The organism is Methanolobus mangrovi (genome assembly GCF_031312535.1).
GTDB classification, from domain to species: Archaea; Halobacteriota; Methanosarcinia; order Methanosarcinales; family Methanosarcinaceae; genus Methanolobus; species Methanolobus mangrovi.
In genome coordinates this window covers 321,035-339,564 of record NZ_CP133594.1, presented here as the reverse complement: position 1 = coordinate 339,564, position 18,530 = coordinate 321,035, and the positions used below count along the sequence as shown (strand labels likewise).

Annotated in this window: 20 protein-coding genes; 7 read left to right on the top strand and 13 right to left on the bottom strand. The window is 38.1% G+C overall.

Annotated features, from left to right (window positions below; translation table 11 throughout):
* Positions 1–40 precede the first annotated feature (40 nt).
* Both RE476_RS01770 and RE476_RS01765 read right to left on the bottom strand, forming a co-directional pair.
* Entirely contained in the window at positions 41–340 is a 300-nt protein-coding gene (locus tag RE476_RS01770) for a hypothetical protein (RefSeq protein ID WP_309308614.1), read from the bottom strand.
* Positions 303–530 carry a hypothetical protein gene (locus RE476_RS01765; RefSeq protein WP_309308612.1) on the bottom strand — a complete coding sequence of 76 codons (228 nt, stop codon included), beginning with the start codon at positions 528–530 and terminating at the stop codon, positions 303–305. The genes RE476_RS01770 and RE476_RS01765 overlap by 38 nt, the downstream gene beginning before the upstream one ends.
* Before the next feature lie 263 nt (positions 531–793).
* On the opposite strand from RE476_RS01765, the gene RE476_RS01760 reads away from it, so the two are divergent.
* The gene (locus RE476_RS01760; protein WP_309308610.1) at positions 794–1,111 is read left to right on the top strand and encodes a hypothetical protein; all 318 of its coding nucleotides are present in this window, start codon (positions 794–796) and stop codon (positions 1,109–1,111) included.
* 51 nt (positions 1,112–1,162) lie between these two features.
* On the opposite strand, the gene ala is transcribed toward RE476_RS01760, so the two are convergent.
* Positions 1,163–2,164, bottom strand: coding sequence for an alanine dehydrogenase (gene ala, locus RE476_RS01755; protein ID WP_309308609.1), 1,002 nt, complete (start codon positions 2,162–2,164; stop codon positions 1,163–1,165).
* A gap of 96 nt (positions 2,165–2,260) precedes the next feature.
* Here ala and RE476_RS01750 point away from each other — a divergent pair, with 96 nt between their 5' ends.
* From RE476_RS01750 to RE476_RS01740, 3 genes are all read left to right on the top strand, one after another.
* Entirely contained in the window at positions 2,261–3,172 is a 912-nt protein-coding gene (locus tag RE476_RS01750; protein WP_309308607.1) for a hypothetical protein, read from the top strand.
* Positions 3,173–3,278: 106 nt separating this feature from the next.
* Positions 3,279–3,932, top strand: coding sequence for an NAD(P)H-dependent oxidoreductase (locus tag RE476_RS01745; RefSeq protein WP_309308605.1), 654 nt, complete (start codon positions 3,279–3,281; stop codon positions 3,930–3,932).
* Positions 3,933–4,071: 139 nt separating this feature from the next.
* The gene (locus RE476_RS01740) at positions 4,072–4,551 is read left to right on the top strand and encodes a hypothetical protein (protein ID WP_309308603.1); all 480 of its coding nucleotides are present in this window, start codon (positions 4,072–4,074) and stop codon (positions 4,549–4,551) included.
* Between the two features lie 232 nt (positions 4,552–4,783).
* On the opposite strand, the gene RE476_RS01735 is transcribed toward RE476_RS01740, so the two are convergent.
* Positions 4,784–8,086 carry a PAS domain S-box protein gene (locus tag RE476_RS01735; protein ID WP_309308601.1) on the bottom strand — a complete coding sequence of 1,101 codons (3,303 nt, stop codon included), beginning with the start codon at positions 8,084–8,086 and terminating at the stop codon, positions 4,784–4,786.
* 88 nt (positions 8,087–8,174) lie between these two features.
* Positions 8,175–8,546: a response regulator gene (locus RE476_RS01730; protein ID WP_309308599.1), complete on the bottom strand. Its 372-nt coding sequence runs from the start codon at positions 8,544–8,546 to the stop codon at positions 8,175–8,177.
* A gap of 313 nt (positions 8,547–8,859) precedes the next feature.
* Here RE476_RS01730 and RE476_RS01725 point away from each other — a divergent pair, with 313 nt between their 5' ends.
* Positions 8,860–10,053, top strand: a complete 1,194-nt coding sequence (locus tag RE476_RS01725) for a nucleotidyl transferase family protein (protein WP_309308597.1) — start codon at positions 8,860–8,862, stop codon at positions 10,051–10,053.
* Between the two features lie 16 nt (positions 10,054–10,069).
* On the opposite strand, the gene RE476_RS01720 is transcribed toward RE476_RS01725, so the two are convergent.
* From RE476_RS01720 to RE476_RS01705, 4 genes are all read right to left on the bottom strand, one after another.
* Positions 10,070–10,477: a hypothetical protein gene (locus RE476_RS01720; RefSeq protein WP_309308595.1), complete on the bottom strand. Its 408-nt coding sequence runs from the start codon at positions 10,475–10,477 to the stop codon at positions 10,070–10,072.
* 69 nt (positions 10,478–10,546) lie between these two features.
* On the bottom strand, positions 10,547–11,263 hold the full coding sequence (locus RE476_RS01715) for a queuosine precursor transporter (RefSeq protein WP_309308593.1): 717 nt from the start codon (positions 11,261–11,263) through the stop codon (positions 10,547–10,549).
* A 116-nt stretch (positions 11,264–11,379) separates the two neighbouring features.
* Positions 11,380–11,688 carry a hypothetical protein gene (locus tag RE476_RS01710; RefSeq protein ID WP_309308591.1) on the bottom strand — a complete coding sequence of 103 codons (309 nt, stop codon included), beginning with the start codon at positions 11,686–11,688 and terminating at the stop codon, positions 11,380–11,382.
* A 292-nt stretch (positions 11,689–11,980) separates the two neighbouring features.
* Positions 11,981–12,499, bottom strand: a complete 519-nt coding sequence (locus RE476_RS01705) for a DUF6141 family protein (protein ID WP_309308589.1) — start codon at positions 12,497–12,499, stop codon at positions 11,981–11,983.
* Positions 12,500–12,558: 59 nt separating this feature from the next.
* Here RE476_RS01705 and cutA point away from each other — a divergent pair, with 59 nt between their 5' ends.
* A complete protein-coding gene (gene cutA, locus RE476_RS01700; RefSeq protein ID WP_309308587.1) occupies positions 12,559–12,867 on the top strand; it encodes a divalent-cation tolerance protein CutA in 309 nt (102 codons plus the stop codon).
* Between the two features lie 51 nt (positions 12,868–12,918).
* Here cutA and RE476_RS01695 read toward each other — a convergent pair whose 3' ends face one another.
* Complete coding sequence (locus RE476_RS01695) at positions 12,919–14,004, bottom strand: mechanosensitive ion channel family protein (RefSeq protein WP_309308585.1); 1,086 nt, start codon at positions 14,002–14,004, stop codon at positions 12,919–12,921.
* Positions 14,005–14,100: 96 nt separating this feature from the next.
* Here RE476_RS01695 and RE476_RS01690 point away from each other — a divergent pair, with 96 nt between their 5' ends.
* Positions 14,101–14,799 carry a tetratricopeptide repeat protein gene (locus RE476_RS01690; RefSeq protein ID WP_309308583.1) on the top strand — a complete coding sequence of 233 codons (699 nt, stop codon included), beginning with the start codon at positions 14,101–14,103 and terminating at the stop codon, positions 14,797–14,799.
* Positions 14,800–14,812: 13 nt separating this feature from the next.
* Here RE476_RS01690 and RE476_RS01685 read toward each other — a convergent pair whose 3' ends face one another.
* The 3 genes from RE476_RS01685 to RE476_RS01675 all read right to left on the bottom strand — a co-directional run bounded on the left by RE476_RS01685 (position 14,813) and on the right by RE476_RS01675 (position 18,158).
* A complete protein-coding gene (locus tag RE476_RS01685; protein WP_309308581.1) occupies positions 14,813–15,922 on the bottom strand; it encodes a DNA topoisomerase IV subunit A in 1,110 nt (369 codons plus the stop codon).
* Positions 15,923–15,926: 4 nt separating this feature from the next.
* Complete coding sequence (locus RE476_RS01680; protein ID WP_309308579.1) at positions 15,927–17,789, bottom strand: DNA topoisomerase VI subunit B; 1,863 nt, start codon at positions 17,787–17,789, stop codon at positions 15,927–15,929.
* 87 nt (positions 17,790–17,876) lie between these two features.
* Positions 17,877–18,158 (bottom strand): Lrp/AsnC ligand binding domain-containing protein, encoded by a 282-nt coding sequence (locus RE476_RS01675; RefSeq protein ID WP_309308577.1) that lies wholly within the window; start codon positions 18,156–18,158, stop codon positions 17,877–17,879.
* Between the last annotated feature and the right edge of the window lie 372 nt (positions 18,159–18,530).

Sequence of the window (18,530 nt, the reverse complement as noted above, 5' to 3'; positions counted from 1 at the left end):
TACCAAATAAAAGAAAAAGAAAAATGCATACTGGTAACGCTTATTTTCTTCTTTCAACATACCAGCCAACAAGAGGTGGTATCCAGCACAGGTTTGCAGCAATTGTTTCAAGAGCCGTAAAGGTCTGTGTGTTTGGGCTAAAACCAAGAAAACGTGCACTTAAAAGCCCTATTGGCACAATAAGTATCACTGCCAGACTTGCAAGCATGACCGGATGATGGATGTAACGGTCTAAAGTAGCAACCCACGGGCCTTCTTTCTTTTTTAGAAAAAGGATACCTGATATATTAGCCCCTATCTGGTCACTGAGTGCATAAAAGTATGGAATAGATTCCCTCAAATATACTTTCCCCCTCACCGGCAAGCGTCCTTACCAGCCATTGCCCAATAGGACTGCGCTGGTATCCAAATATATCAAGTAGTACACCTGCAAGCAGACCAACGATGTAACCGGGAACTGTATATCTTATTAACTCAGAGAAATTCTCTGTTTCAAATTCTTCTCCATTTTCTTCTTTGAATCCTTCCACATATAATCATACTTTTTTTCTTGTATAAGAATTTCATGTTTCTATGTTATTCAAGATATCAACTTTTGTTTTGCGTATCGAATTTGAAAAGGAAATTATTTCATTTGGAAACTCGGAACCGAAATAAAATCACTGATATCCATGCAAAGAAATTAAAAATTAAATGATATAAAGTTGATGTAATACATAAATTAAATATAGTTAAGTATTAACTTTACACTACTGTTTGATATTAAAGTATTCTATCGAAGGTGTCACAAACAATGGATGAAGAAGAAATAATTGAAGCCTACGCAGTCACAGATTCAGATATCGTCAACAGAGTAACATCCTTTTTAGGAATACCATTTATTATTGTATTTGGATGGCTTAACAACAAATACATAAGTATCTTTTCAGTAGACCATAATGATCACAGGCTTGTAGTGCTCTATTCCGGTATCTGTCCGGTACTAAAAAATGATAAACTACGAATTACCGGCAGAATGGAATATGGTGGAAAAGTTGGTGTCTACGGAATGCTCATGAAAGCTTACAATATAGAGAACATGAGTACAGGAGACATATACGAAAAGATATGAAGTACCTGTAAAAAAGTATTTGAGAATATATTATTCTCTTTTACCAATTGCTCAGAATAACTTTATCTTTTTCCCGATGCCCATCCCAACAGCCTTTGTATAGACTATGTTAGCAGTTACAAGATCCTGAACAGCAAGCCCTGTGGAATCAAATATAGTTATATCCTCATCTGACTGCCTTCCCTGTTTTATTCCGGCAACGACCTCACCAAGTTCAGCGCAAATATCGGATTGCGATATTACTCCTTTTGACAGAGGGACATTGATCTCTCCCGAATGTGATGCCTGTACAATATCATCAACGATTATCTTTGATCTTTTGAGCAAAACGGAATCCAATTCCTGTTTACCCATAGCATCGGCACCTATGGCATTGATATGAGTACCTTCATGAACCCACTCTGACATGACAACAGGCTCCCTTACAGGAGTTGTCGTCACCAGAACATCACAATCACATACGTCCTTTATGCCATCTTTCGGTGTGAAATCACAGTTAATAAACGGCTTCATATCTTTTTCGAATGAAGCACAATGAGCAATATTTCTGCAGGTGACTTTCACTTCTTCAATATCCATTACCTCGGACAATGCAAGTAACTGGGTACGGGCCTGACCCCCGGTACCAACCATACCTACGATGTGAGAATCCGGGCGTGCGAGATATTTTGCAGCAACTCCCCCGGCAGCCCCGGTCCTCATATCAGTGATGTGAGTACCATCCATTATAGCAAGTGGAGCACCGGTTTCCGTGGAGTTAAGAACAATAACAGCCATGACGGTTGGAAGCCCCTTTTCCCTGTTATCAGGATGAACATTAACTATCTTAACTCCCGCAATATCCTGTTCTTCCATAAATGATGGCATTGTACGCAAATCACCATTATGCTCATTGAAATAGAGATACGATTTGGGAGGCATCTGCACTTTCTTCAGGCCATGTTCCCTAAAACCATTTTCTACTGCGGATAGAGTTAAAGGCATATTTAGAACAGTTTTTACATCTGATTGTTCAAGCCATAGAATATCCATTGAAACACCACTCCTTGACATTTATTAAATATGTTTAAATTGATAGGATAAAATCCTATTCATTTTTGGCTAAATGAATATACATAATTATATATTAGTACTTGCTTAATATAATATGTGACCGGACAAAAGACCAGTGAAGCATCAAAGAAGGAAATATCGGACCTGATAAGAATAGCTGATGAACTCCTGGAATTACTTGAAGATAAAATTGCAATCAGTGACCATGATTATCAAAAGAACCGAAATGAGTTTATTTCGGACTATGGAAAATGGTACACCAGATGTTTGCCCATCGTAAGAAGCATGCTTCCTGATAAAGCAGCCAGATTTGAGAGTCTATATCATACAAATAACCGTTCAGGAACAAATGAATATACTTATACCATACAGGATTACATCCAGGGGGTATATTTTAAGGATAAGCCAAAAAGTTATACGGACGGAATAACTACTAAGAGGCTGAAAGAGCAGCTATCGATCCTGGAACAGGCTACTTCAAGGATAACCGATTTCTCCTTTGAACTTGAGAAATTTGTGAAGATAAATCCGATGTCCACACAACCTTCATCCTCAATATCAGAACAGGAAAAACTGATGGATATCGATTTTTCTGATGAACATTACAATTCAATAAGAGCAGAGATAAATTCATGTCACAAGCGTGGATTCTTTATGGCAACTTTTTTGCTTTCAAAAGAATTGATCAGAAATTTGTTGATAGACATTATAAGAATCAATTTCCACCCAGTATCCGACGAAGAAATATCTCTTTATTATGACTTCCAGAATGACACGCATAAAGGTATTGGGCAATTGATCGAAGTGCTCGCAGAAAGAAAAGAAGAATTCGATATCAATCCAAAGGCAATCGATCAACTTATAGAAATGGTTGCAGCTATCAATCCAAAGATAAAACCAGGTTCACATTCTTTCAAATCAATTCACACTCATGAGGATATAGAAAACTACAGACTTACAGAGACTGTGGAATTACTGAATGACATAATAGAATTTATGAGAAAGTGAGCCAGGAAAAGGAAGTACTTTTACTTTTATAATACCCCCTTTGCAAATAGTACTGCTTATACAAATGTATAAGTAATACAAAATAAAAGATGTAAATGGGGGTAATATGAATATATTATATATTTTTGCACATCCTGAACCGAAGTCTTTCAATTCAGCCATGAAAGAGATGGCCATTAGAACACTGAAGGACAAAGGCAACAATGTACGGCTTTCCGACCTGTACGTAATGGATTTCAAACCAGTACTTGATAAAAATGATTTTTTGCAACGCAAGAAAACGGACTCATTCAATCCATTTCTTGAACAAATGACAGCAAGCAAGGAAGGTACGTTCTCTGAAGATATAATGACAGAGATGGAAAAAATAAAATGGGCTGATGTCCTGATTTTCCAGTTCCCAATATTTTTCACCGGTATGCCAGCAATAATGAAAGGCTGGATAGACAGGGTTTTTGCAGCAGGTTTTGCATTCAGCCCGATAAAAGAAAGAGTATATGAGAACGGATTACTGAAAGGCAAGAAAGCAATGATGGTAATAAGTACCGGTGCAGAAGAAGACTGGTATTCCAGTGGAGGGAAACATGGAGATATCCATGAATTACTGAAATACATCAACCACTGCACATTCGAGTATGTAGGGATGGAAGTACTGGATATGCATTTAACATTTGCTGCGGGAAAAATGTCTTCAGAAAGGGGAGATGAAGAATTAGCCAGATACATGGAAAAATTAAACCTGCTTTTCCCGGATTCATAGACTCAGATACTGGCATCAAAAAGCTGAAGCTACTTCCAGAATTGGGATTCAATAGCTTAACTTCAAACAAATTCGTAGTTTAAGCAAGACATTTATGTATGGAATGACATTGAGATAATGGGGTTAAAAGAGGGAGTTTATGAAAACCAACAATAATACTGTGTTAGGAATCTTTGTCTTACTTACTATTGTCATTGTCACAATTGCGACATTTTCTCTTGGCTGTGCTGAACCGCCGACCGTTTTAGACAATGAGACAGAAACCACTGATCAGCTCAATGGTGAATATGTGTACAATAATGCAGTTGTTGAAGATACAGAGATACTTATCCTGGAATCATTTCCGGTTCAGATACATGTGATCGCAACCGGATACCTACCTGATGGTTGTACGCAGATACATGAGAAGAATATCGAATTTAACGATCAGAAAAATACCTTCACCATCAATATAACAACAACAAGACCTGCAGATGCAATATGCACTGAAGCAATTGTCCCATTCGAAAATACAATTGTTCTGGATGTATATGGTCTTGAAAAAGGAATCTACACCGTTGATGTGAATGGTATCACGAATGAATTTGAACTGCAGACCGACAATATCATTCCTGAATGATATTTCTTTTTATTTTTAATTTTCTGAAGATGATAGTTTTTTTACATCTTTTATACAATTCAAAAGGTCTTTTTTTGAGAACATGCCCTTTTGGATAATAACACATGCGTTTTTATTGAGGAAATCCATTTCTTCACAGTCCACATCTTTTGCAGTACATACTATCAAAGGAATTGGTATGGTTCGACAATCAGCCTTCAAAGTAGAGATCATCTACCACCAGGATCTTTAATCATTCTCCCTCTGACTTTTTCTCCAGATCAGAGAGTATCTGAAGAAGACGATTACTATCGATAGGCTTTGTTAAGTGATCAACAATACCTACAACAATACCTACAACCATCCCCACATCTTTTTCACCAAGTGAGGATAATACAAGTACAGGGATTGAAGAAGTATAATTATTATTTTTAAGATTTTCCAGAACCTCAGTTCCATCCATTCCAGGCAAATTAAGATCAAGGGTTATTGCAAAAGGATGAATCTTTTTTGCAATTTCAAGGGCTTTTGCACCATCTTCAACAAGTACCACACGGTACCCCGCCTTGTTCAACATTATACCCAGTAGTTCCTTTGAGTGGACATCGTCCTCTACTACAAGGATAAGTGGCTCAAAACCCGTGGAACCTTTTGGACCCAAAATAACAAAATTATCTTCAGAAGACAAAGAGGTATCGTTCAAAGATGCATCACTAATAGAAACTAATCCAAGGCTTAGATCTTTGATCTCATGATTAATTGGCACAGAGAAAAAGAAAGTAGAACCTTCTCCAAGTTCACTTTCCACACCGATACTTCCACCATGCAATTCAAGAAGATTCTTCACAAGGGCAAGACCCAGACCGGTGCCTTCATATTTTCTATTAATGGCTGAGTCTATCTGTACAAAAGGCTGGAAAAGTTTTACCTGATCATCCCTGGATATGCCTATTCCACTATCTTTTATGCTGACATTAAGCATATTGTCCTTTGTTGAAACATCAACCTGAACTTTACCATTTTCAGGAGAGAACTTTATTGCATTGCCAATGATATTGTAAAGTACCTGTTTCAATTTACTTCTGTCAGCATTTATCAAGATATTCTTAGGCTCCACTTCAAAGTCCAGCAAAATGTCTTTTTTTGCTGCCAATGGTTTCATCATTAAGTGAATATCTGAGATCATGTCTGCAAAATCAAATATCTCATAAAACAGTTCCATCTTTCCGGCTTCTATCTTGGAAATATCAAGTATGTCATTAATGAGATTCAAGAGATGTTTTCCACTGGTGGATATATTTGACATGAAACGGCTTTGTTTCTCATTCAGGTCACCAAAGTTGCCATCCAGCAGTAGGTCTGAAAATCCTATAACAGAATTCAAAGGAGTACGCAATTCATGGCTCATGGTAGCAAGGAATTCGCTCTTGGCACGGTTCGCAGTTTCAGCATGTACTTTTTGATCCAGAAGTTCGTTCTCTGTTTCCTTGATTTTGCTTATATCAAAGAAACTTTCAATGAATAGCTTGTGCACCCCAAGTTCCACGATTTCAACAGACTTCAGAATGGGAACCTGTGTCCCATCTGATCTCATCACTACCTTTTCCGACCTATCTATTACCTTATTGAGATCAGTTATAGGACAGTTGCCTTTTTCTGCCGGACAGAGGAAATTATGACATACCCTTCCCAGAACATCTTCCTTTTTGAAACCAACAATGTCCAGTGCAGTAGGATTAATATCAACAATTTCATGGCTGTATGCATCTACAACAATGACGCCACAATTTATGTTATCAAGAATGAGACTCATCCTTTCTTTATTTTCCTGCTCCAGTCTTTCTATTTCCTTTCGTTCTGTAATGTCCCGAATTATTAGCTGAATCAGGTTATTCTCTGTATCGACAACTGTGGCAGTAATCTCCACATCCATAAATGTGCCATCGGGTTTTTTCACTTCTACTTCACGTTTACTAAAAGAATCAATCAAGGCACTTTTTATCAATTCATGTATTGAATGTTGTTTATCCTCAATTACGAGGTCAAGTATGGATTTGCCAATAATTTCATCGTCTGATTCACATATCAACTTACAAGCTTTATTGCTCAAATCCTGAATGATCTCATCCTTTATAATGAAAATAGCATCATTGGAGTGTTCAAAAAGCAATCTGTACCTGTGATCTTTTTCCTGAAGAAAATCTTCAGCCATTTTTCGTTCGGAAATATCCCTGAAACTCAGGATACGACCAACGACTTCCTCATCTTGAACCAGAGGGAAAGATGAGACTTCAAAAAATGTGTTATCCCTAAATTCCGCTATACTGAATGTCCTTTTTGCAGACATATGATTTTTACGCAGACGTTCAAGCATATCTTCATGGTCTACCATTCGATCTTTCAGGTGATCAAGTAGCTTAAGCCCATCCATTTCTGTGAGAATTTGCTCAGGAATATCCCATATCCTTATAAATTTGGAATTAAAGTGTGTGATCCTGTAATTCTCATCAATTACGATCACACCTTCTGAAGATGATTCGATGATAGAGGACAAAAGGTTTTCTCTCTCATCAAGTCTTTCCATCAGGTGATTAATACTGGATCCCAAAGAAGAAATATCATCATTGCCTGATACGGATATTTTACCTGAACTTGAATAATCTTTTTTTGCAGCATCTACGTCCCTTGTGAGGAAAGACAATCTGGACAGTATGGAATTTTCAAGGAATACTGTACTTACCACACCATACAGAAAACCTATAAAGATGATAGCATAAAGGAAATAGGCAAATGTGGTCCTGGCCTTCTGATAGATTATACGAGGTGTTGAGACCTCCAGCAATAATGCAGGTGTACCATAGATATCCTCCAGAACATAATAACCCATTATACTATATTCGCTGGCTGGCTGAATGTAAACCGATTCCTTACCGTCCCCGATGAATTCCATCATATGTCCTATTTCCGGATCAAGTTCTGAACCCTGAAGCAGATGGTAATTCAGAGGTATTTTATGGACATCCGAAAAATAAGTAACTATACCAGAATCAAAGAATGTGCCAGCTATGACAGTACCTTTTAAAGTGTTGTTTGTAGGGGATTCTTTTATAAGACGTGATGCAAAGATCATGGGACCTTCTGATAGCATTACAAGACCGGAAGCAGCATAATTGTTATCAGATGACGGCATCATCGGATTATCTTCCGACAGAATATCAATCAGGTCCTGCGGGAAAGGAATCTCTTCATCAGTATATTGATCATATGCTTTTTTGTAGACAATTTCTCCGGAAGCATCCTGAAAAACGATTATGTTCAAATTTAATTCCTTAAAATTATCATTAGCCAGATTTGATTCTATGTATCCCGAATTATTATTCTGGATAAATTCATTAGTATCAAACCCTGTAGCCCAGTTTTGAACAATTATTTCCCGGGTAAATTTTAAATGGTCGAAGAAATCAAGCGCTTTGCCCATATCGTCAGAGACATCTTGGCGCTCAAGATCCTCAAAGCTCTGAAATATGATTGAACCTGCACTTATGTATAGTGTCAATACAAGAAAAAAGAGAGTGAAACTAAAAACAAGTAACGTTTTGGAGCGCAGTTTCATATCCTATTCTAATCCCTTTTTGGCCTAGTACTCATTTCGAAGCTTCAAGATGATATTTTACTTTTTCTTTGAAACTATGAATATCAATTGGCTTAGAGATATAATCAATACATCCAGCTGCAATGAACCTTTCATCATCCCCGCGCATAGAATGTGCAGTTAAGGCTATTACAGGAACATCTTTTGTACTTCCATTATCCTTTAAGCGTGAGAGCACTTCCAACCCATCCATTTTAGGCAATTGTATATCCAGAAGGATGAGGTCGAAATGGTTATCCTTTATTTTTTCCAGAGCTATGAAACCATCCTCTGCAGGAGTGACCTGATAACCATATGACTCCAGAAGGTCTACAGTAAGTTCCATATTAACAGGATTATCTTCTATTACAAGTATATGTGACATTTTTTCCCTCAGATTATTTTAATCATATTTTCCACCATAACATGCAACAAGCCCATGAGTAGCTATACGAAGAATACCACTGCCTGTTTTCAAGTTAATAAACATGAAGATAAAGTCAATAAATATAATAAATGAATGATAATATTGTAGTTATTTACTCTATAAAAGCATATCGCACACATACAACTACTGTTATAATAATAAGAGGATATTAATGATTAGATGAGAAAAAACAGTAAATAGATATAGATATTAAACATCTGAAAGACATAGCCCATTTATAGAAAACGTTTGCAACTTGGAATGAAACGTGATGCACACAAATGAAGATGACACCAAGATTCCGGACATAATCAGCATGATACATGATTCGCAATACAGAATCGTATTGGCAATAACCGGCGGTGGCACAGAATCGATTGGTGAATTGTTGCGTTATGGCAGAGGTTCAGACACACTGATCGAAGCAATCGTCCCCTATAGCAAAGAGTCTCTTGATAATTTTATCGGAAAAGAACCATTAAGATATGCTTCAACAGATACTGCAAGGGACATGGCAATGTCAGCTTACAGACATGCATTGTACCTAAACTCAATGGCAGGGAAAAATAACCATGAGAAACTGGTAGGTATTGGTGTTACCTGCAAACTTGCAAGAATCACAAATGAGCGTAAAGGCAGGCAACATGAGATCCACTTTGCTTCACAATCATATCTTAAAACAACTACATCAAGTATTTTTTTAAAAGAAAATACCAACCGGGAAGAACAGGAAAAAGCTGCAACCGAATATATCATTGAAAATATAGCAGCTACATGCAATCCAGATGAAAAACTGCAATACCCCATGTTTAAAAAAGAAATAGTTAAGGAACTTATTAAAGATGAGGCGAAGGCAGAGTTACCCCTGGCAGAATTATTACTTAAAACCCTTGAAAGCATCAATTCAAAAAAGGAAATTCAACCTTTGAAGATAGATCTGGGACTGAATGATAACGAACCCAGAATCATATTCTCAGGCTCCTTTAACCCATGCCATACCAAACATATTGAGATGGCAAAAATCGCTGCTGATAAATACAAAGAGCCTGTTAACTTCGAAATTTCACTGGCAAATGTTGACAAGCCACCAATTGATTATATATCTCTTAAAGAAAGAATTAACTCACTATTAAAATACAGGGAAGAAAAATATATGGGAAATATTTTTCTCACTAATTCACCCTTATTTGCAGAGAAAGCAATCCTTTTCCCCAATTCCATATTCCTGATAGGCACAGATACCCTTAACAGGCTTTTCAATGAGAAATATTACAGGGACGGAGAAGATAAAAAAAGCCTTTTGGATCATTTTCACAAATATAACATTCGATTCATGGTATTTAGAAGAAATAATGCGGACATCGATAAGGATATGGAAATACCCGATATCTGTGATCTGATACCACTTGACATGTATGCTGATGACGGCACATCTTCAACAATCATAAGAAAAAACAGAAAATAAAAAAGTTCAGGCTATGTTATTTGATCTTGCATGCATTGTAAATATGCGGATGGCCACGACATTCATTATTCTGGAGAATATCGGCATTAACAGCATTTGCAAGCTTGTGAACTATTTTTTGTGCTTTAATAATACACTCAACATCCATATTATCCCATTTACCGGATGAGATGTTGTCAAGTATTTCCTTCAAATTGGATAATTCATCCTGACTAACACATGTGTCAAAACTGATATATTTATCAGCTTCTTTGGTCATGCCTCTGATACTTTGAAACATGTTGTCCAGACAGGAACTTGTCAGTTCATGAGCAAACTTATGCTCTGAAGGAATAACATTATCCTTATGGTAATGTACTTCCGCCAGGAACAAAAACCTGTCACACTCGTAGAACCAGTCTCTTAGATTATATAGTGAATTCATTCCACTCTTTGTTTTTATAGATTCTAAAGCTATAAAAAACTATTTCCTGAAAAGAAATTTGGGCGCAGCTTATTGGTTATTAATGGAAGAATTGTTTTCCAAATATCGCTTATACCATACAAACCAGGGAGTATCAAGCAAGCCAATTAGATTCTTAGCCACAATCTGTCCGATTATAAGAGGAACAAGTGGAGCAACTCCATAAAAAGCAAGTACTACAAATATCAGGCTGTCAAGGGTCAAGCTCAATATATCACTTGATGCGCTCCTTAAGAATACCTGTTTTGGATAGTGTGACTTCATCCACGCAAACACATAGGCATCAAGGTTCTGGAATACGAGGAAAGAGACCCATGATGCAAGGACGATCCGTATTCCCTGTGAGAATATACTCTGCCAGGCAGTCTCATACTCAAAGAAAGGAGCAGGATTAAGGCTATTGGTCATTACAATGAACATTATCAGCAAAACCTGCGTAACGAAAGCAATGATAATGGCAATATGGGCTTTTTTCTCGCCATATACCTCATTGATCATATCAATTGCCTGTGAAAGGAAAGGGTACAGGAATACTGCAGCCGGAGCAAAGAAAGTGTAGAATCCAAGGTCGAATTCTATTAAACGGGTTGCCACAATCTGAGAAGCAGCAAGGTAAATTGTATAAAAGGCCACTAATGCAGCAAATCCATATTCTTTGTATCTGTTGATAATAAATGCAGACACATAAGTAACGATTGTGAGACTGAATACCCAATACACCCATACAACAGGAAATACCATTAACATCAACCCGATCAGTGAAAAGACAAATATTAAGTGCCAGTTACAGCAATATTTTGGGTAGTAACATTGAATATTATATAAATTTTTCCAATAATATGAACTGGCAACGCATTTGCAGATCAGAGATCATTATTGTTTACCGGGAAATATGCTTTCACTAATTTTTCATTCTTGTAACTTATAATGCTGATCCTTTCCCTGGCCATCAGACTGAATAATCTTTCTATTCCGGGAGGATAATCCCCCCTGGGATTCATAGGGACAAGCGGTTCACCATCAACCATCTCAACATAGAACAGGTCTGATCCGAAATTCCTGATGAAACTGATGTCATAAGCAATGATAATGTCAATGATATCTTTTTTCGAGATTGCGGGGATATAATGTTCAAGTTCAACATCCTCCATTTCAGTCAGCTCATTGTCCATGAAGAACTAATTGACCATATATAATAAAAAGCAAATGTGTGTATACCTGAAAAAGAATATGTTTTGTTGTATATTTCAAATTTGAAATATCAAACAAACCAAAACAATACATTTCGTATTTAGTAATACAAATCACGTAATAGAAATTTATACACCAATTAACTCAGAAATAAAAAGAATAAATGTATGAAAGTAAAAATAGGATAATTATGAAGCAATCAACACTTGTATGAAAACTCATAATTTGTATGACAGAGAGATAAAACAGGGATGAAACATCGTTTTGAATGAATTACTTCACTTTTTTATTTTGAGCCTGGTCTATAGCCATCTTAAAAATTTCCGCTTCTTGTGATCCCAGCATCAGATGCCTGCCATTCCTGAATTGAAGCATAACACCCCTGTTGCCGCTTATATTGTAAGCTTTACCTTTAGAACCGCACCTTATACCCCACCCCCCATAATCAAGAATAGGCCTGTAACTTATGGCACCATACGCACTAATATTTTCAAATAGGAAATGCCGGTATGATAAATGGAAAGGGAAGAACTTTACATAAATGCCATCACCTTTTACCTCAACTATCAGACGTATAGACATCATGAACAAAGGAAAGAGAAAACCAAAAATAATCCAGATAGCGATCATACCCTGATCAGATACAGGATTATTACCATATGGACGCCCATATACTAATTGTTCTATGGCACCATACCATGCCATTGCAGCAGGCAAAATGATAAGTAGCCTAACCCAGAATTGATTGAATTTCTGGACCTCGCGATAGATAACAGGATTATCATTGGACATTAATATAAATAGAGACTGAAAATATATAACCATTGTTTAAAGCTACGATGTGATATGCAATGTTCTCAATAGTTTATACAACAACAAAAGATGAAGAGGAAGCTAAAAGAATAGCCCATAAACTCGTTGAGCAAAAGCTTGCTGCGTGTGTTAATATGCACCCGATTGATTCAATCTACATGTGGGAAGGGAAAATAGAAGAGGACAGGGAAATTGCACTTTCCATAAAAACAACAACTTGCAGAGTAGAAGCCATCACAGAATGCATAAAAAGAATGCACAGTTACGACCTCCCAGCAATCATATCATGGGAAATTGATGGCGAAGAAGAATACCTTAAATGGATATCAGATTCTACAACTGCCTAGATTGAACCTGATAAAATAGTAGCAGGAGAATATCCTGCTAACAAAACAATATTAATTCTGCCTGATGATAGTCCGAACGGGGAAAGGAATTTCAATACCTTCTCTCTCGAACTCAGCATTGATCTTTGTGTTTACTTCGTTTATGACAGTAAACTTTTCACCAGGATGCGTCACCCACATTATTATTGCAAAATCAAGGCTGAAATCCCCATGATTATCGAACCTTACATATGGAGCCGGATCATCTAGGACGAAATTCGTACTTTTTGCAATATCAGTAAGGACATCCTTTACTTTCTGCACATTAGAGCCATAGGCAACGCCAATAGTTACCTTTACCATCATGGTTTCCTCAGGAGAAGTATAATTGGTCACTTTACTATTCGCTATTATGCTGTTGGGTATAACGATCATGTTGTTGTACAGATTCTTTATCCTTGTACTGCGAATGCCGACTTCCTCAACAATACCAATCTCACCATCATCAATCTCGATCCGATCTCCTTTTTTAAAGGGTTGGTCGAAGTAAATTGAAATGCCGCCAAAGAACTGGGATATCGTATCCTGTGCTGCAAAAGCTACAGCCAGACCTACAATTCCTGCCGAAGCAAAGAGAGGCAATATATCTGCATCCCAAACACCCTTAAGTATTGCAAGGATACCAAAGAAGACAATAAGAACATCAATTATGTTTTTGAAAAGAGGTAGCAATTCATCATCCATTTTGGAATCAGTCTTACGGACAATACTTGCAAATACATGTTTAAAAAGGATCCTATTGATTCGCAGAAGTGCCAGTACCCATACAACACCAAGAGCCGTAAGGAGTAATCCCATTATGACCTCTACTGCAACATTTCCAGAAAATATGATTTCTGCGGCAATGAATGCACCGACAAACGATATTGTATAGAATATCGGCTTTTTGAGTGCTTTCACAATAAGATCATCACAATCATACTTTGTTTTTGCAGCATAATGCAGGAAGAACTTCTCAAACAGAATATCAGCAATAAAAGCAATTACAACAGAAGCGACCAGAACTATTGCAGCGGCTGCAATATCCGAACCGAATATCCCGGACTGAGAACTTACGAACTTGTTAATATAAAGAGGAATAGTTTCATTCAAAAACATGATGTGTGGTTTGAACAATTTTGCTATATAAGCTTTTTTAAATGAATCACTGATTGGCAAGAAGAATAATATAGAATTCCACTATTATTCCGACCAATGAGAAAAAGGACTTCTGAAGAATCCGATAAATGGATAGAACAGGGATTGAAAGAAAAAGACCCTGAAAAGAAAATGCATTATTTTGGCCTTGCACTGGTATTAGACCCCAACAATCCCACTGCTCTGAATAACAAAGGCATGCTCCTTCATAAAAAAGAGAAGTTCCACGAAGCAATTGAATGCTATGACAGGATACTGAACCAATACAACATGTCAGGTTTTCTTCCTGCATTGTATAACAAGGGTCTTGCCCTTAAAAAACTCGGAAGGAACGAGGCAGCCCTGAACTTTATGAACAAGGCATTAAAACAGCAACCAGATAACGACAAGATCAAAGACCATATTGAAAGTTTGAATCAAGCCATAGAAGAGATGGGAGGAAAAAGAGCCTCAGCATTCATACCTACAAAAAAAATGGCTGTGAACCAGACATATACACGACGGGAACCACCTGCAGTAAGTACACTTCTGTCACAGGCATTGAATTGCAGCAAAGGAGACATAAAATACCACAAAGGTTGTGGAGAAGACCTCATAAAAGAAAAAATGATACAGGATAATCTCAACCTGAAAGTATATGCCTGCAATTCATGCAAGTTCCAGAAAAATGGCATTTGCCATCACACGGATACAAAAGCAATGAAAGTATCCCAGAGTGCAATATGCAGGAATTTCAAACCAAGGAACAGAAAATAATTGAAACGGGATATCAGAGTATCCCGAGTTCTGTCAAACGTTCAGGCAGGTATTTATCTGTCACAAAGTCCAGACCTTTTCCTGCAAAGGCTTGCTGTTCAGCCTTTTTGTTGATCTCAAGTTGTAAGCTTATCTGCTCTTTCCAGTAATCACTTTCAAACCTTGGATCAGTAAGTTCACTCCTCAGGGCAGCCACGTCTTTATCAGTCAATTTATCCGTGGAAAGCTCATATTCCACAATATCAGAGGGCTGAACACCAATGAACTGGGCACCGGGGGTTGCCATGTACTCTGAAAGGTGAGCACTTTTTATAGCACCGTATGCCACAGAAGCAAAAATACGATATGACCATGGGTCACCGTCAGTGAAAACAACAACCGGAAGGTTCATTTCTTCATTCATTCTCTTAATGATACGACGAGTTGAACGTGCAGGCTGGCCTTTGAGGTGAACAAGTATGGCATCATTCCTTTCATCAAAACCATTCTCAATAAGCCTGGCATACATACCACCAGTCTCAATGGCAATAATGAATTTCGCATCAGTATCCAAAAATTCGATATTCTCCACATTGAACGGGATCTGGTAGCCACTCTCACCAATATCCTCCTGACAATGGATCACGCGGTCCCCACGCTTTGTTTCTTCACGCAGGCGAATCGGACCGAACATAGTGGCACCATCCTCCTCAGGACGCATGTGGAAGTATTCCCTCTGGAGACCGGATATGATCTCGAGATCCTCTATAAGCCTGTCACTTTCGGGCTGTTCACGGAATTTGGCTATATCCCAGTTCTCCGAGATATAATACAACTCTCTTAAAGTTGAGCCCCTGTTTTGCCCAAGGTGGTTGTTTACAAGAAAATCGATCACATGAGATGTTTTCAATAACTGGAAAGCACCTTTTACAGTCTTTGCACTTCTCTCTGTTTCCCTGTCACCGTATACCCAGACATCACTATCCTCACTGTATTCGATATTTGCCTTTGTACGACTGGGAAGAGATACGTTAGGGACGACCTCATCAATGAACTGGTCGTAAAATTCCCCTGCAAGACCCAATAAACGGTTGCTTGCGACCTCATCATGCTCTTTTCTCTGTGGAGATATTTCTTTTGCCATTCATTCACCCCTTTATAGCTTTAGCACCAGTAACAAGCTCTTCATCAAGGCCTTCAACTATAAGGGACGGAAGTCTTGCTATACCTGCATCATCAAGAGTTGCTACAGAATATTTTACAACCTTGGAAGAATCAGGAGAAACGGTGAGGTTCCATATATAATCGAAATCGCCACCCATATTTATGACCTTGGGCTCAGGCACTGCATTTTCTATTTCAAATGGAACCATGTCATGAACCTTGAAATCCTGCTTCTTGCTGGAAAAATTTTTGACTCGTATAGACACATTTACTCCACCGTTACCGTCAGATTCAACGATCCGGTCCACAAGAAGGTTACCCATGACCTTTGCAACTACCGGATTTATGTCAGGAACCTCTCTATCAAGAGTTTCAGCCAGTTTCTTTGCAAGTTTTGGAAGCACTTTTGTGATTATTATTTCTTTCTCACGTCTTTTCTTGAGACTGTCGCGTTTGTTAAGATACCTATTCAGTTTCCTTGAAACTTCTTTTACAGCAAGCTCAATCTCATCCTTAATTTCAGGAATATCAGCAACCGCATCTTTAGATTCAGATGTGAAGGGAACATTTGTTGAAGCAACATGTACCAGAATAACTACCGGGCCGGAAGGCAAACCGCCACCTGGCTGGTTCAATCCATACTGCTTCCATTTAATAGACTCGATGGCATGCGTAATTACACAACCGCCCTGCTGGTACAGAAGAGGAACCCTGTTCGCAAAGCGCATTATATCTACACGGTCGTCCTTTTGCAATTCACCGCCAAATGCAATACCGACTTCCACAATGAATGGGTTACCGGAAAATACCGAAGCTGTCCTTGTTGTCGTGGCTATGAAATCGACACTGAATTCTTTTTCCAGCCCTTTATAAATAAGCTCTTCACCTATCGGAGACAAACAGTCTGTCGGTGGAGCCATTATTTTAACTTTTGAGAATGCATCAAGCAGTTTCCTTGACTGCTCCCTGGTCATCTCATGAGGATCAAGATCAGAATCAAGACCTGATGCTTTACATATCTCTTCAGATGCCAGATGCCCAATCTTTGAAAAAGAGTACCTCAAAAAAGGAGAGAGTTTTTGCCTCTCAGTATATCTTAACATCTTCATGAGAGTACCAAGTTCTATCCCATGAGGATGCGGCAATATTTCCTTTGCAGGAACAGGAAGTTTATCCGTTGCCCTCTCAAAGACCACTTCATTACCATCAGGCTCTATCAGAGTGAGCCGGGCATGAGGATTAACAATTGCAGTTGCCTTAAGGTATTCATAAATGGACTGACGCCTTCCTTTTACGTAGGAAGCTTCCATTTCCATTTCAATACGTGTACCATGCGGACGATCCCAATCCACAATCCTGTCAAGAAGAATTTCGGGCTCATTGGTACTTGTATTTATCATAAGCTCATAATAGTGAGCAGGTTTTCCATGACCTATCTTTGATGTGATCTTGGTATGATGACCCGAAGTCAACTGAGCATAAAGCACAGAAGCTGATATGCCTATACCCTGCTGGCCACGGCTTTGTTTTATCGCATGGAACCTGGAACCATACAATAGCTTTGCAAATACCTTTGGTATCTGTTCCTTAACGATTCCCGGTCCATTATCCTCAACGATAATAACTACATTATCTTTCCCGGCCCTTTCTATGTGCAGGAATATGTCCGGCAGTATCTCTGATTCTTCACACGCATCAAGGGAGTTATCTACTGCTTCCTTGACCGTTGTTATCAAACTTCGCGGAGCAGAATCAAAACCCAGTATCTGCCTGTTCTTTTCAAAGAACTCTGCAACACTTATCGATTTTTGGTTTTTTGCAAGTTCTTCTGCAATTGGATTATCCATAAGAATATCTTCCTCGTCCGTTGTTGGCCACTATCCCTTGTGACCAGAAAAGAATAACTCGGAATATATAAAAATCTTTTTTACGAATCACTTCAATTCTGCACCCACAATAGTTTGAGTAGCAGTGACAGATCCAGTCTCACGGATGAGGTCTACAATACTATTGAGACTTCCCAGATCATCCACCTCAATCACTACAACAAAATCATATTCACCAAATACATGATAGATATCCTTTATTCCCTCAATCTTGTGGAGTTCATTGAAAGCTGTTCTTTCGCTGCCAGGCAGCACATTTACCATAGTTACGCCGATTACCATTGTATCACTATCACTGAAGTGGGATGCAAGGTATTTAGCAGTTTTCAATGAAATATTCCATGTTAATTAAAAGTAATATCGAGCACAGTAGATATCATAATCAGACATATCGGGAAACGACCTCATAATAATGATGATGAGTAGCAAAGTGTTTATATATCAGAGTATGCATACTAGAATGTAGATGAGCGGGTTATCCTCTTTTTGACAATAACCCCCACTCCCCAACCCGCTCATACTCCACTCCATATTTTTCATTTGATTTTACTGAAGCAGAACCCACAGAATACCCCCACATACGTAGCTGACTGTGTTTATCGTACTTCAATAACCAGATGTTTTACAAACGTTATTACCAAGAATACTATCGCATATACTTTTTATAAAAATAACAGAGTGCCTTATTCCACCCACTTGGAC